This is a genomic window from Serratia sp. S4 (genome assembly GCF_000347995.1).
In the GTDB taxonomy this organism is placed as follows: domain Bacteria; phylum Pseudomonadota; class Gammaproteobacteria; order Enterobacterales; family Enterobacteriaceae; genus Serratia; species Serratia quinivorans.
Genome location: NZ_KB661120.1, coordinates 1,717,461 through 1,732,067, shown reverse-complemented (window position 1 = coordinate 1,732,067; position 14,607 = coordinate 1,717,461). Strand labels below are relative to the sequence as shown.

At 57.1% G+C, this 14,607-nt stretch carries 15 protein-coding genes and 1 other annotated feature; of the genes, 11 read left to right on the top strand and 4 right to left on the bottom strand.

Annotated features, from left to right (window positions below):
* Positions 1–7: 7 nt before the first annotated feature.
* A complete protein-coding gene (locus SERS4_RS0108840; protein WP_012006054.1) occupies positions 8–988 on the top strand; it encodes a magnesium and cobalt transport protein CorA in 981 nt (326 codons plus the stop codon).
* 40 nt (positions 989–1,028) lie between these two features.
* Here SERS4_RS0108840 and SERS4_RS0108835 read toward each other — a convergent pair whose 3' ends face one another.
* Both SERS4_RS0108835 and speB read right to left on the bottom strand, forming a co-directional pair.
* Entirely contained in the window at positions 1,029–2,411 is a 1,383-nt protein-coding gene (locus SERS4_RS0108835; RefSeq protein WP_017892215.1) for a sodium:solute symporter, read from the bottom strand.
* Between the two features lie 71 nt (positions 2,412–2,482).
* Positions 2,483–3,415 (bottom strand): agmatinase, encoded by a 933-nt coding sequence (speB, locus tag SERS4_RS0108830; protein ID WP_017892214.1) that lies wholly within the window; start codon positions 3,413–3,415, stop codon positions 2,483–2,485.
* Positions 3,416–3,663: 248 nt separating this feature from the next.
* Between speB and SERS4_RS0108825 the strand changes: the two genes are divergently transcribed.
* On the top strand, positions 3,664–4,581 hold the full coding sequence (locus tag SERS4_RS0108825) for a LysR family transcriptional regulator (RefSeq protein ID WP_017892213.1): 918 nt from the start codon (positions 3,664–3,666) through the stop codon (positions 4,579–4,581).
* 56 nt (positions 4,582–4,637) lie between these two features.
* On the opposite strand, the gene SERS4_RS0108820 is transcribed toward SERS4_RS0108825, so the two are convergent.
* Complete coding sequence (locus tag SERS4_RS0108820; protein WP_012006050.1) at positions 4,638–5,462, bottom strand: SDR family oxidoreductase; 825 nt, start codon at positions 5,460–5,462, stop codon at positions 4,638–4,640.
* Between the two features lie 229 nt (positions 5,463–5,691).
* Here SERS4_RS0108820 and hisL point away from each other — a divergent pair, with 229 nt between their 5' ends.
* From hisL to hisIE, 9 genes are all read left to right on the top strand, one after another.
* Entirely contained in the window at positions 5,692–5,739 is a 48-nt protein-coding gene (gene hisL, locus SERS4_RS26940) for a his operon leader peptide (protein ID WP_101495319.1), read from the top strand.
* Positions 5,715–5,841, top strand: a sequence feature (His leader region). (Overlaps the previous gene by 25 nt.)
* A gap of 70 nt (positions 5,842–5,911) precedes the next feature.
* Positions 5,912–6,811 (top strand): ATP phosphoribosyltransferase, encoded by a 900-nt coding sequence (gene hisG, locus SERS4_RS0108815; RefSeq protein ID WP_012006049.1) that lies wholly within the window; start codon positions 5,912–5,914, stop codon positions 6,809–6,811.
* Between the two features lie 4 nt (positions 6,812–6,815).
* A complete protein-coding gene (gene hisD, locus SERS4_RS0108810) occupies positions 6,816–8,123 on the top strand; it encodes a histidinol dehydrogenase (protein ID WP_017892211.1) in 1,308 nt (435 codons plus the stop codon).
* On the top strand, positions 8,120–9,208 hold the full coding sequence (gene hisC / locus SERS4_RS0108805; protein ID WP_017892210.1) for a histidinol-phosphate transaminase: 1,089 nt from the start codon (positions 8,120–8,122) through the stop codon (positions 9,206–9,208). Before hisD ends, hisC begins: the two co-directional genes overlap by 4 nt.
* Positions 9,205–10,272, top strand: a complete 1,068-nt coding sequence (gene hisB / locus SERS4_RS0108800; RefSeq protein WP_017892209.1) for a bifunctional histidinol-phosphatase/imidazoleglycerol-phosphate dehydratase HisB — start codon at positions 9,205–9,207, stop codon at positions 10,270–10,272. Before hisC ends, hisB begins: the two co-directional genes overlap by 4 nt.
* On the top strand, positions 10,272–10,862 hold the full coding sequence (gene hisH, locus SERS4_RS0108795; RefSeq protein WP_012006045.1) for an imidazole glycerol phosphate synthase subunit HisH: 591 nt from the start codon (positions 10,272–10,274) through the stop codon (positions 10,860–10,862). Before hisB ends, hisH begins: the two co-directional genes overlap by 1 nt.
* A gap of 5 nt (positions 10,863–10,867) precedes the next feature.
* Positions 10,868–11,605: a 1-(5-phosphoribosyl)-5-[(5-phosphoribosylamino)methylideneamino]imidazole-4-carboxamide isomerase gene (gene hisA, locus SERS4_RS0108790; RefSeq protein ID WP_012006044.1), complete on the top strand. Its 738-nt coding sequence runs from the start codon at positions 10,868–10,870 to the stop codon at positions 11,603–11,605.
* Positions 11,587–12,363, top strand: coding sequence for an imidazole glycerol phosphate synthase subunit HisF (hisF, locus tag SERS4_RS0108785; protein WP_017892208.1), 777 nt, complete (start codon positions 11,587–11,589; stop codon positions 12,361–12,363). Before hisA ends, hisF begins: the two co-directional genes overlap by 19 nt.
* Positions 12,357–12,971: a bifunctional phosphoribosyl-AMP cyclohydrolase/phosphoribosyl-ATP diphosphatase HisIE gene (hisIE, locus tag SERS4_RS0108780; RefSeq protein WP_017892207.1), complete on the top strand. Its 615-nt coding sequence runs from the start codon at positions 12,357–12,359 to the stop codon at positions 12,969–12,971. The genes hisF and hisIE overlap by 7 nt, the downstream gene beginning before the upstream one ends.
* Before the next feature lie 72 nt (positions 12,972–13,043).
* On the opposite strand, the gene gndA is transcribed toward hisIE, so the two are convergent.
* Positions 13,044–14,450: an NADP-dependent phosphogluconate dehydrogenase gene (gene gndA / locus SERS4_RS0108775; protein ID WP_012006041.1), complete on the bottom strand. Its 1,407-nt coding sequence runs from the start codon at positions 14,448–14,450 to the stop codon at positions 13,044–13,046.
* Between the last annotated feature and the right edge of the window lie 157 nt (positions 14,451–14,607).

The following is a 14,607-nucleotide window of genomic DNA, read 5'->3' as shown; positions in this document are numbered from 1 at the left end:
TGGCTTGATGGAAACCGCAACCATGGTTGTGAATTGCGTGGCGTACAAGGCCGGTCAACGGCTGGGTGAAGTGACCATTGATGATATCAGCGAGGTGGTCAAACAGCCGGACACCTTCGTCTGGCTCGGGTTGTGGCAGCCGGAAGACGCCTTTATGCGCAAGGTGCAGGAGGAGTTTGGCCTGCACGATCTGGCGATTGAGGATGCGCTTTGCGCCCACCAGCGGCCCAAGCTGGAAGCCTACGGCGATTCACTGTTTATCGTGGTCAAAACCGCGCAGTGGGGTCAGGGCGAAGTCGAATACGGCGAAACACACTTCTTCGTCGGCAAAAACTTCCTGGTTTCAGTGCGCCACGGCGCATCACCCAGCTATGCGCCGATCCGCGCCAAAGCCGAGGAAAACCACAGGCAAATGTGCCGTGGGCCGGGTTTTGCCTTGTATTCGGTGCTGGACTTTGTGGTGGATAACTACCGTACCGTGGTGGCGAAGTTCGAGCAGACCATCGAAGGCATCGAAGCCAACATGTTTAAATCGGAGTTTGATCAGGCCGCCATTGAGAACGTCTATACCCTGCGCCGTCACCTGCTGGCACTGCGCAATGCCGCGATGCCGATGGACGAAATCTGCAATCAACTGATTCGCCTGCATGAAGAGGTGATCCCGAAAGAGCTGCGCGCTTATGTACGCGACGTGCAGGACCATGCGCGCCAGGTGGTCAGCAACATCGACGATATGCGCGAAATGCTGACTAACGCCATGCACGTCAATCTGGCGCTGGTCACGGTTAAACAGAACGAAGTGGTAAAACGACTGGCGGGCTGGGGGGCGATCCTGGCGATCCCAACGGTAATATTCAGCCTGTACGGCATGAACTTCGCCAATATGCCGGAACTGAAATTCCCCTGGGCCTATCACACCATCCTCGGGGTGACCGGCGTCGGCTGCTTCTTCCTGTATCAAAAACTGAAGAGATCCGGCTGGCTGTAAGCGGCACTGGGGCTGCGCACGACAGCCCCGTTTTTACCCTTTACTCGGGCTGAACCTGCGGCAGCGGGCCTGGTCGGGTCAGCAGGCTGCCAATCAGAAAGGCCGCCCCGCCCGCCAACAGACCCCCGTAGATTGGGCTGTTGGCCTCAATGCCGTGATAATACATCAGCACCAATACGCTCAGACTGCCGGTCAGCATGCTGGCGATAGCACCGGTGCTGGTGGCGCGTTGCCAGAAAATCGCACCGATCAGCGGGATCAACATTCCGCCCACCAACAGGTTATAGGCCAGTGTTAGCGCCATCATCACGTCGCGCACCACGAACGCCAGCCCCAACATAATGCAACCCATGACAAACGTCGTGAATCTCCCGGCCGCCAGCCCACCGGAGGGTCGCTTGCGGATAGCCGGCAATACATCTTCCAGCGCGATGGTTGACGATGCCAACAAACAGGCACTGGCCGTCGACATCAGCGCCGCCAACGCCGCCGCAGCCACCAGCCCGCTAACGCCCGGCGGCAGCACCGCCTGAGCAATGGCGGCAAAGGCGCCGTCGGTATTGGTCAGTTGCGGCAGTACCAACTTGCCGGCCATGCCAATCAGAGCACCGGCCACCCCATACAGCACGCAGTACACCCCAGCCCCCAACCCGGCATAGCGAGCAATATTGGTGCTGCGGGCGGTAAATACCCGCTGCCAGATATCCTGACCAATCAGAATGCCGAAGAAGTAGATCAGGAAGAACACCAGGATGGTATCAAGCCCGATCGACGACAGCTGGTAGTAGCTGTCCGGCAACAGTTGACTGAACGCCGCCCAGCCACCCGCCTTGACGATGCTCATCGGCATCAACACCAGCATCATGCCGACGGTCATGATGATAAACTGGATGATGTCGGTTAGCGTCAACGACCACATGCCGCCCAGCGTGGAATAAAGCACTACCAAACCGCCGCCGAGCAGAATCGATGCGGTGAACGACAAATCAAACATCACCTGCATCACACTGCCGATAGCAATAATCGAGGTCACGGCCACCATCAGGTCATAAGCCAGCATAATGGCACCGCTGGTGACCCTGGCAGCCGGATGATAGCGCCGCGCCAGCACCTGGCTGACGGTGTAGAGCTTTAGCTTGAGCAAGGGTTTGGCCAACACCAGGCTCAACACCACAATCCCCGCCCCCAGCGCACCACACAGCCACACGCCCGAGATCCCGTAGGTGTAACCCAGCTTAACGCTGCCAATGGTCGACGCCCCGCCAAGCACCACGGCGGACAGCGTGCCCAGGTACAAACAGGGCCCCAGATTACGGCCGGCCACCAGATAATCTTCCTTGGTGGTGGCCCGGCGAACGCCAAGCCAACCCACCGCCCCTATCACCAAAAAGTAAAACACCACTACCAGCAGGTCGAGATTCATCGGTCACTCCGCATGCTTGTTATTATTCGGTATCAGGCGCAACGGCTCCGCCGATCGGGTTATCGGTCGCCTTATCGCGACGGCAGTACACACAGCATTTCAAACAACAGATTGGCCGCCAGTAGCGCGGTGTTGCCGGAACGATCGTAAGGCGGCGAAACCTCCACCACGTCGCTGCCGACCAGGTTCAGCCCCCGGCAGCCTCTGACAATTTCCAGGCCCTGCCAGACCGACAGCCCACCGACCTCCGGCGTGCCGGTGCCCGGTGCAAATGCCGGATCCAGGCCGTCGATGTCGAAACTGAGATAAACCGGCGCATTACCCATCTGCTCGCGCACTTCCTCCATCAGCGGTGCCAAAGAGCGGTACCAGCAGGCTTCTGCCGGTACCACGCGGAACCCCTGCTTACGCGACCAATCGAAATCATCAGCCTCATAGCCGCTGCCGCGCAGGCCAATCTGAATGACCCGTTGTGGCTGCAATAGCCCCTCTTCAAAGGCTCGCCGGAAAGTTGTTCCGTGTGCCAACTTTTCACCAAACATCTCTTCGTTGGTGTCTGAGTGAGCATCTACGTGAATCAAGCCGACCGGGCCATATCGGCTGGCCATGGCGCGCAGCACTGGTAACGTCAGCGTGTGATCGCCCCCCAGCGTCAGTGGAATGCAGCCGTGGGCCAGAATGCCGTTATAGGCCAACTCAATGCGACGAACGCTGTCTTCCAGGCTGTAAGGATTGATGGCGATATCCCCCAGGTCGGCCACCTGCAGCCGTTCAAAAGGTGCGGCAGCGGTGCCCATGTTGTATGGGCGGATCATCACCGATTCCTGGCGGATTTGCCGCGGCCCGTAGCGCGTGCCACTGCGGTTTGAGGTACCAATATCGAGGGGAATACCGACGAAGGCCGCATTCAGCCCCCGCGCATCGTCGGCAACGGGCAGACGCATCATGGTAGGGATACCGGCAAAACGCGGCATATCATTGCCACTCTGGGGTTGATTCAGCATGATCTTTCCTTATTCGGCTGTCAGATAATTTCAACATTTGGATAACAAACACAGGCTACCCGCCCCCTGACAGGGCTACCATTCCATCTTTGGGATGTAAGTATTGAAAACACCGATGTTTGTTAACACATTGAAGCATTGGATTTTATTTAACATTCATGCCATAAAAAGACAGTTTTACGGCCGCCAGCTTCACTTTGGGGATGTTATGAAATGGTTAATTTCGCGCTATTACTGCGGAGGAAAGGATGCTCACCAACCTAAGCGATATTGATCTGCGGCTGCTGCGGGTCTTCGTCGCCGTCGCCGAAGCCCATGGCGTCAGCGCCGCCCAGGAAACGTTGCTGATGAACCAGTCGACCATCAGCACCCATCTCGCCACCCTGGAAACCCGGCTGGGATTTCGCCTCTGTCAGCGAGGCCGATCCGGTTTTATGCTGACGCCGAAAGGCGAACGCATGCTGATCGCCTGCCGCACCCTGTTCAACGCCGCGCGTGATTTCACCCGCGTCAGTCAGTCGCTGAACGGGCTACTGACCGGTGATTTGCAGATTGGTCTGGTGGATAATCTGGTGTCGCTGCCGGGCAATCCCTTCAGCCATGCCATCAAACAATTTCAACGCCGACACCAGGATGTGCAGTTACAGTGCCGCATTTGCGCCCCCGGCGAAATAGAACAGGGGTTGCTGAATCAGCAACTCGATTTGGGCATCGGTTATTTCGGTCAGCAGTTGGACGAGTTGCAGTATCAGCCCTGGATAGCAGAGACGCAGGCGGTTTATTGCAGCAGCGATCATCCGCTGTTTTCGCTGGAGCAACCGGGGCGTGAACAGATTGAAAATGCACGCTGGGTTAAACGCGGCTATTTGTTGGCACAGCAACTTTGTCCGCTGGCACCGTTAAATCTCGGCGCCGTCGCCCATCATATGGAAGGAGTCGCCCATTTGGTGCTCAGCGGCGAGTATCTCGGTTACCTGCCCACCCATTACGCTGCGCGTTGGGTAGAGCAAGGCGTATTGAAACAGTTAGGGGGGCAAGCGCTGTCTTATCAGGCGGCATTGAGTCTGGTGACCCGGCCGGGGTTGCCGAAGGAGGCACTGAGCGCATTGCTGGAGGATTTGCAGCGCGCCGGAGAGATTTCAGCCGCTATGGTGTTGATGCAGTAACCAGCGTGCGAAAGCATAAAAAAATGCCCCACATTTGGCAGGGCATCTTCACTCGCTTAATTGACCGGCATACGCGCCGGATCCGGGTACTGATATTCAAACCCCAGTTCATTGCAGATACGGCTGCCGTCCACCAGACGACCGCCCTGCTCCGTTTCGGCGGCAAACTGCGGCGGCGACAGATTTAACTGTTCAGCCAGAGCCGGGTAGAACTCACGCTTGGTGGGATGGGCCGGGGCGCACAGGTTATAAACGTGGCCGCCTTTCGGCAGTTTCAGCAACAGTTGGATCGCGCCGATCACGTCGTCCTGATGCACCAGATTGACTCCTTGCGAACCGCCTTTGACATCGACTTTGCCCGCCAGGAAACGCCCGGGATGGCGATCGCCCCCCACCAGCCCCGCCAGACGCAAAATATCCACCGAGGTGTTCGGCAGTTCATGCAGCCAACGCTCCAGCTCTGCCAGCACCAGGCCGGAAGGTGAAACCGGCTTCAGCGGCGAATCTTCGCGTACCGTGCCAGTGGTTTCCCCGTACACCGAGGTTGAACTGGTAAACAGAATGCGCGGCACACCGAAGGCCATCGCGCTGTCCACCAGCATGCGCACCGCATTAAAATAGTTTTCGCTGCCTTCGACGGTGCGGCGGGCTGGGAGTGTTATCACCAGCGCATCGACGCGCAGCAGCGCCTCCAGATCCTCCGGCTCGCAAATCAGTTCCGGCGTCAGTTCCAGCTGATAGCATTCGATCCCGCTCATCCGTGCGGCCTCGACGCCATCCGGCGTGGTTTTACTGCCAACAACGTCAAACCCACGGCTCATCAGCGACAGAGCCAGCGGCATACCCAACCAACCCAGGCCAATAATGGCTACCTTTTTCATCAGCTTCCTCTCTTGAAGACTGCAACGCTTTGCCCATTAAGGCTACGCCAGTCGGCGTAGTGATTCAATCCACCGACCTTAAGCTTAGGTAAAGTCGCGTCTTGCTAATAATTCATCCTGTTTCAATAAATTAAATTTATGACGAGAAAAAAGAGTTGCGTGAAAGACAGTGGATAGTTTAGGTTAATTAGCAATTGAGTTTGTAGCGACTTTATACAGAGAAAACACCATGACACGCATTCAGTTCAGCCACCATCATCACCATCACCCTGACTAGTCTTTCAGGCGATGTGTGCTGGAAGACGGTTTTTTAATCTTCCAGTGGCGCGCAGAATGCAAGAGAGAGCCCTCGGAAGATTTCTTCCGAGGGTTTTTTTTTGGCTCCGGACAGACAGATAAAATAATTTTCATAATAAATTCATAAAATTACAGATTAAACAGAGGTTACCATGCTGGATAAAACACGTTTACGGATAGCAATGCAGAAATCGGGCCGCCTGAGTGATGAGTCTCAGGAATTGCTGGCGCGCTGCGGTATCAAAATCAACCTGCAGCAACAACGCCTGATCGCCTTCGCAGAGAATATGCCGATCGATATCCTGCGCGTCCGTGATGACGACATCCCGGGCCTGGTGATGGATGGCGTGGTCGACCTGGGTATTATCGGTGAGAACGTGCTGGAAGAAGAGCTGCTCACCCGCCGCGCTCAAGGCGAAGACCCACGTTATTTCACCCTGCGTCGCCTGGATTTCGGCGGTTGCCGCCTGTCGCTGGCCACCTCGCTCGACAGTGAATACACCGGCCCGCAAAGCCTGCAAGATGCCCGCATCGCCACCTCTTATCCACACCTGCTCAAGCAATATCTCGACAAACAGGGCGTGCGCTTCAAATCCTGTTTGCTGAACGGTTCGGTTGAAGTCGCTCCACGTGCCGGTTTGGCCGACGCCATCTGTGACCTGGTCTCCACCGGCGCCACGCTGGAAGCCAATGGGCTGCGTGAAGTTGAAGTGATTTACCGCTCGAAAGCCTGCCTTATCCAACGCGATGGCGAAATGCCGGAAGCCAAACAGCAATTAATCGACCGTCTGATGACCCGTATTCAGGGCGTGATCCAGGCGCGTGAATCCAAGTACATCATGCTGCACGCGCCGAGCGAGCGTCTGGACGAAATCGTCGCGCTGCTGCCGGGTGCCGAACGCCCGACCATTCTGCCATTGGCCGGGGCACAGAACCGCGTAGCCATGCACATGGTCAGTAGCGAAACCCTGTTCTGGGAAACCATGGAAAAACTGAAAGCGCTCGGTGCCAGCTCGATTCTGGTATTGCCTATTGAGAAGATGATGGAGTAAGGCCATGTCGAACTTTAATACTCTGGTCAACTGGGCAGACTGCAGCGCCGAACAGCGCACGGCACTGCTGATGCGTCCGGCGATCTCCGCCTCGGACAGCATCACCCGCACGGTGAGCGAAATCCTCGACAACGTGAAGGCCAATGGCGATCAGGCGCTGCGCGAATACAGCGCCAAATTTGATAAAACCGAAGTTGGCGCACTGCGCGTCACCGCAGAGCAAATAACGGCTGCCAGCGCGCGTCTGGGTGATGAGATCAAGCAGGCAATGGCAATTGCAGTCGCCAACGTGGAAACCTTCCACAATGCGCAAAAACTGCCGCCGGTTGATGTAGAAACCCAGCCGGGTGTGCGTTGCCAGCAGGTAACCCGCCCGATCGACTCGGTTGGGCTATATATTCCCGGCGGTTCTGCCCCGCTGTTTTCTACGGTGCTGATGCTGGCGACACCGGCACACATCGCCGGTTGCCGCCGCGTAGTGCTGTGTTCACCGCCGCCGATTGCCGATGAAATTCTGTATGCCGCGCAACTGTGCGGAGTGGAAGAGGTGTTTCAGGTTGGCGGTGCTCAGGCGATCGCCGCTATGGCATTCGGTACCGATTCCGTACCGCGCGTGGCAAAAATCTTCGGGCCGGGCAATGCCTTTGTCACCGAAGCCAAACGCCAGGTCAGCCAACGACTGGACGGCGCCGCCATCGATATGCCGGCCGGCCCTTCCGAAGTGCTGGTGATCGCCGACGCCGGTGCCACTCCGGCATTCGTCGCCTCGGACCTGCTGTCGCAGGCGGAGCACGGCCCGGATTCGCAGGTGATTTTGTTGACACCGGAAGCCGCGATGGCGCAGGCGGTACGTGATGCTGTAGAACAGCAACTGGCACAATTACCCCGCGCCGAGACTGCACGTCAGGCGCTGGCCAGTAGTCGACTGATTGTCACCAAAGATTTGGCCGAATGCGTGGCCATCAGCAATCAGTATGGCCCGGAACACCTGATCATTCAGACCCGCGACGCCCGCGCTCTGGTCGACAGCATCACCAGCGCCGGTTCGGTATTCCTTGGCGACTGGTCACCGGAGTCCGCCGGTGACTATGCGTCCGGCACCAACCACGTGCTGCCAACCTATGGTTACACCGCCACCTGCTCCAGTTTGGGGCTGGCGGACTTCCAAAAGCGCATGACGGTACAAGAGCTGACGCCGCAGGGCTTTATGAACCTGGCCGCCACCATTGAAACCCTGGCCGCCGCCGAGCAGTTGATTGCCCACAAAAACGCCGTGACCCTGCGCGTTGCCGCCCTGAAGGAGCAAGCATGAGCATTGAAAATCTGGCACGCACCAACGTTCGCGATCTGACCCCTTATCAGTCGGCACGCCGCCTGGGTGGCAACGGCGACGTGTGGTTGAACGCCAACGAATACCCGATCGCCCCAGAGTTCCAACTGACCGCTCAAACCTTTAACCGTTACCCGGAGTGCCAACCGGCACTGGTGATCGAACGCTACGCCGAGTACGCCGGGGTTAAAAAGGAACAGGTGCTGGTCAGTCGTGGGGCAGACGAAGGTATCGAACTGCTGATCCGCGCATTCTGCGAGCCGGGAAAAGACGCCATCCTGTTCTGCCCGCCGACCTACGGCATGTATGCCGTCAGCGCCGAAACCTTTGGCGTGGAGCGTCGTACCGTGGCGGCCAAACAGGACTGGCAGCTGGATTTGCCGGCCATCGCCGACAGCCTGGACAACGTAAAACTAATTTACGTCTGCAGCCCCAACAACCCGACGGGTAACCTGATCGATGCCAACGATCTACGCAGCCTGCTGGAAATGGCCAAGGGCAAGGCGATCGTTGCGGTCGACGAGGCCTATATTGAATTCTGCCCACAGGCCAGCGTCGCCGGCTGGCTAAATGACTATCCGCACCTGGCTATCTTGCGCACCCTGTCCAAGGCCTTTGCGCTGGCTGGGTTGCGCTGCGGTTTTACCCTCGGCAATGAAGATTTAATCGCTCTGCTGCTGAAGGTGATCGCCCCTTACCCGCTCTCCACTCCGGTCGCCGATATCGCCGCTCAGGCGCTCAGCACCGAGGGGATCCGCATCATGCGCCAACGGGTTACCGAGATTGCTGCCAACCGTAGTTGGCTGCTGCAGGCGCTGCAAAACTGCGCCTGCGTTGAACAGGTTTTCACCAGCGACAGCAATTACCTGCTGGCACGATTCACTGCCTCCAGTAATGTGTTTAAAACCTTGTGGGATCAGGGCATCATCTTAAGAGACCAAAATAAACAACCGGGGTTATCCGGCTGCCTGCGCATCACCATAGGCACCCGTGAAGAATGCCAGCGCGTGGTTGATGTGCTGTCTGCCCTGCCCGGTGCAACCAAGACTCGCCAGGAGCCAATGTGAGCCAGAAATTCCTCTTTATTGACCGTGACGGCACGCTGATTGCTGAACCACCAGAAGATTTCCAGGTCGACCGCCTGGATAAACTGGCGCTGGAGCCGGACGTGATCCCTTGCCTGCTGGAGCTGCAGCAGGCGGGTTATCAACTGGTGATGATCACCAACCAGGATGGCCTCGGCACCGCCAGTTTCCCACAGGAAACCTTCGATCCGCCGCATAACCTGATGATGCAGATCCTCAGCTCACAGGGTATTCATTTTGAAGATATTCTGATCTGCCCGCACCTGCCGGCGGACAACTGTGACTGCCGCAAGCCGAGGACCGCGCTGGTCAAAGGTTATCTGGAACCCGGCGTGATGGATACCGTTCACAGCTACGTGATAGGCGATCGTCCGACCGACGTGCAACTGGCTGAGAATATGGGTATTCAGGGGTTGCGCTATCAGCGTGGCTCTCTGGGTTGGAAAGAAATTACTCGCCAACTGACCCAGCGCGATCGCCATGCACAGGTTAACCGCGTGACCAAGGAAACGCAGATTGACGTCAACGTCTGGCTGGATCGCGAAGGCGGCAGCAAGATCAAGACCGGCGTGGGCTTCTTCGACCACATGCTGGATCAGATTGCCACCCACGGCGGTTTCCGCATGGATATCAACGTCAAAGGCGATCTGTATATCGACGATCACCACACGGTGGAAGACACCGGCCTGGCGCTCGGTGAAGCGCTGAACAAGGCGCTGGGCGATAAGCGCGGCATCGCACGTTTCGGCTTTGTGCTGCCGATGGACGAGTGCCTGGCACGCTGTGCGCTGGATATTTCCGGCCGCCCACACCTGGAATACAAAGCGGAATTCAACTATCAGCGCGTCGGCGATCTGAGCACCGAAATGGTCGAGCACTTCTTCCGTTCGCTGTCCTACACCATGGGCTGCACCCTGCACCTGAAAACCAAGGGCAAAAACGACCACCACCGTGTCGAAAGCCTGTTCAAAGTGTTTGGCCGCACGCTGCGCCAGGCGATCCGCGTTGAGGGCAACACCCTCCCGAGCTCGAAAGGAGTGCTGTGATGGACGTGGTGATTCTGGACACCGGCTGCGCTAACCTGGCCTCCGTCACCTACGCGGTGCAGCGTTTGGGCTACCGCCCGGAAGTGAGCCGTGACCCGGAGATCGTACTGCGCGCCGACAAGCTTTTTCTGCCAGGGGTTGGCACCGCGCAGGCGGCGATGGATCAACTGGAACAACGCGAGCTGATTGAGTTGATCAAGGCCTGTACCCAACCGGTGCTGGGGATTTGCCTCGGCATGCAGTTGCTGGCAAAAAGCAGCGAAGAGAACGGCGGCATCGACACGCTGGGCATTATCGATACTCCGGTAACCCAGATGACCGACTTCGGCCTGCCGTTGCCGCACATGGGCTGGAATCAGGTGTCTGCGCAGGCGGGTCATCACCTGTTCCGCGGCATCGAAGACGGTGCCTACTTCTACTTCGTTCACAGCTATGCGATGCCGATATGCCCAAGCACCATCGCCCAGGCGAATTACGGCGAGCCCTTTACCGCCGCCGTGCAAAAAGACAATTTCTTCGGCGTGCAGTTTCATCCAGAGCGATCTGGCGCGGCCGGTGCGCAACTGTTGAAAAACTTTCTGGAGATGTAGGCAGCATGATTATTCCGGCTTTGGATTTGATCGACGGCAACGTGGTGCGTCTGCATCAGGGCGATTACGGCCAGCAGCGCGACTACGGTAACGATCCATTGTTACGCCTGCAGGACTATCAGCAACAGGGCGCACAGGTGCTGCATCTGGTCGACCTGACCGGCGCGAAAGACCCGACCGCGCGCCAAATCCCCCTGCTGCGCAAGCTGCTGGCGGGAGTTAACGTACCGGTACAGGTTGGCGGCGGCATTCGCAATGAGCAGGACGTCGCTGCCCTGCTGGAGGCCGGCGCAACCCGCGTGGTGATCGGCTCCACCGCGGTAAAACAGCCGCAGCTGGTACAGGGCTGGTTCGAACGCTACGGCGCCGATGCCATGGTGCTGGCGCTGGACGTGCGCATTGACGCAGACGGCACCAAACGCGTGGCCATCAGCGGCTGGCAGGAAAACTCGGATGCCACGCTGGAACAGGTGGTTGAGCAGTTCTTGCCTTATGGCCTCAAACACGTGCTGTGCACCGATATTTCCCGTGACGGGACATTGGCCGGTTCCAACGTGGCGCTGTATCAGGAAATCAGCCAACGATACCCGCAGATCGCCTTCCAGGCCTCTGGCGGTATCGGTAATCTGGATGATATCGCCCAGTTGCGCGGCAGTGGCGTTGAGGGTGTGATTGTGGGGCGTGCCCTGCTGGAAGGTAAGTTTAGCGTTGAGGAGGCGATCGCATGCTGGCAAAACGGATAATCCCGTGCCTGGATGTTAAAGACGGGCAGGTAGTGAAAGGCGTGCAGTTCCGCAACCATGAAATTATCGGCGACATCGTGCCGCTGGCGCAGCGCTATGCGCAGGAAGGCGCAGATGAACTGGTGTTTTACGATATCACCGCGTCAAGCGATGGCCGGGTGGTAGATAAAAGCTGGGTATCACGCGTGGCTGAGGTGATTGATATCCCCTTCTGCGTCGCCGGTGGAATTAAAAGCCCGGAAGACGCCAGCCAGATCCTGTCTTTTGGCGCCGACAAGATTTCCATCAACTCCCCGGCGCTGGCCGACCCGACGCTGATTAGCCGCCTGGCGGATCGCTTTGGCGTACAGTGCATTGTGGTCGGTATTGATACCTGGTTCGAAGCCGAAACCGGCAAGTATCACGTTAACCAGTATACCGGAGACGAAAGCCGCACCCGCGTTACTGAGTGGGAAACCCTGGATTGGGTGAAAGAAGTGCAGAAGCGCGGCGCCGGCGAAATTGTGCTGAATATGATGAATCAGGACGGCGTGCGTAACGGTTACGATTTGGAACAGCTGCGCCTGGTGCGCGAAGTGTGCAAAGTGCCATTAATCGCCTCCGGCGGCGCTGGCACCATGGAGCACTTCCTGGAAGCCTTCCGCGATGCCGATGTCGATGGCGCACTGGCCGCTTCGGTGTTCCACAAACAAATCATTAATATCGGTGACCTGAAAAGGTTCTTGTCCGAACAAGGTGTGGAGATCCGCCTGTGTTAACAGAACAACAAAGAAACCAGCTGGACTGGGAAAAAACGGATCGCTTGCTGCCGGTGATCGTCCAGCATGCCGTATCCGGCGAAGTGCTGATGCTCGGCTATATGAATCAGGAAGCGCTGGCCGTGACCGAACAGAGCGGCAAGGTTACCTTTTTCTCACGCACCAAACAGCGCCTGTGGACCAAGGGCGAAAGCTCTGGCCACTTCCTTAACGTAGTCAGCATCACCCCGGACTGCGACAACGACACGCTGTTGATTCTGGCCAATCCAATAGGCCCCACCTGCCACCTGGGTAACACCAGTTGCTTCCACCCGGCCAGCAGCGATTGGGGTTTTCTGTATCAGCTGGAACAACTGCTGGCAGAACGCAAGACGGCCAGCCCTGACAGCTCTTACACTGCCAGCCTGTACGCCAGTGGCACCAAGCGTATCGCGCAGAAAGTCGGGGAAGAAGGCGTGGAGACCGCACTGGCCGCTACGGTGAATGACCGCGAAGAATTGACCAACGAAGCTTCTGATCTGATTTATCACCTGTTGGTGTTGCTGCAGGATCAGGATTTGGACTTGAGCAAAGTGATTGGCCGGTTGCGCGAGCGGCACCAGAAATAACCCTGTTTTTCAGGCAAAAAAAAGCCGCCGGGCGTTAACCTCGGCGGCTTTTTTATGCTTCAAACGTCGGGATTATTCCATCCATTCGGTATGGAACACGCCTTCTTTGTCGATACGTTTGTAGGTGTGAGCACCGAAGTAGTCGCGCTGCGCCTGGATCAGGTTGGCAGGCAGAACCGCTGAACGGTAGCTGTCGTAGTAGGCAATCGCCGCAGAGAAGGTCGGCGTAGGGATGCCGTTTTGCACCGCGTAGGACACCACGTCACGCAGCGCCTGCTGGTATTCATCAGCAATCTGCTTGAAGTATGGCGCCAGCAGCAGGTTAGCGATATCCGCGTCGTGTGCATAAGCGTCGGTGATTTTCTGCAGGAACTGTGCGCGGATGATACAACCGGCGCGGAAGATCTTGGCAATATCGCCGTAGTGCAGATCCCAGTTGTTTTCTTTGGAAGCGGCCTTCAATTGAGAGAAGCCCTGCGCATAAGAAACGATTTTGCCCAGGTACAGTGCACGGCGCACTTTCTCAATGAATTCAGCCTTGTCACCGCTCACTGGGGTCGCTTTAGGACCGGTCAGCACTTTAGATGCAGCCACACGCTGGTCTTTCAGTGAGGACAGGTAGCGAGCGAACACTGACTCAGTGATCAGTGACAGCGGCTCGCCCAGATCCAGAGAGCTCTGGCTGGTCCATTTGCCGGTGCCTTTGTTGGCAGCTTCGTCCAGGATCACATCAACCAGGTATTTACCTTCTTCATCTTTCTTGGTGAAGATATCTTTGGTGATGTCGATCAGGTAGCTGTTCAGTTCGCCCTTGTTCCACTCGGCAAAAGTTTCAGCCAGCTGTTCGTTGCTCAGATTCAACGCCTGTTTTAACAGGGAGTAAGCTTCTGCAATCAGCTGCATGTCGCCGTACTCGATACCGTTGTGTACCATCTTCACATAGTGACCGGCACCGTCAGCGCCGATATAGGTCACGCAAGGCTCGCCTTCCGCTACCGCAGCGATTTTCTTCAGGATTGGCGCCACCAGCTCGTAAGCTTCTTTCTGACCGCCAGGCATGATTGAAGGCCCTTTCAGCGCGCCCTCTTCACCACCGGAAACGCCGGTACCGATGAAGTTGAAGCCTTGATCAGACAGTTCGCGGTTACGACGGATGGTGTCCTGATAGTAGGTGTTGCCACCGTCGATCAGGATGTCACCTTTATCCAGGTGCGGAGTCAGGGAAGCAATGGTCTTGTCAGTCGCTTCACCCGCTTTCACCATCAGCAAGATGCGGCGCGGTTTTTCCAGCGATTCAACGAACTCTTCGACGGTATAGTGCGGCACCAGGTTTTTACCTGGATTCTCGGCAATAACTTCATCAGTTTTATCGCCTGAACGGTTAAAGATCGAAACGGTGTAACCACGGCTTTCGATGTTCAGTGCCAGATTGCGGCCCATTACCGCCATGCCGACAACGCCGATTTGTTGCTTGGACATTGAAGAACTCCTGTCTGAGGATGACCCTGTTAACAACTGTGGCCAACAGGTTTTGTGATGTGGCACACATGTTAACTCAGGAAGCTGCCGCGTGGGTAGTGATTGGTGCGATAGGTCACATATTGAGTTTCAAGAGATTGAATTGTAGCCTAAAACT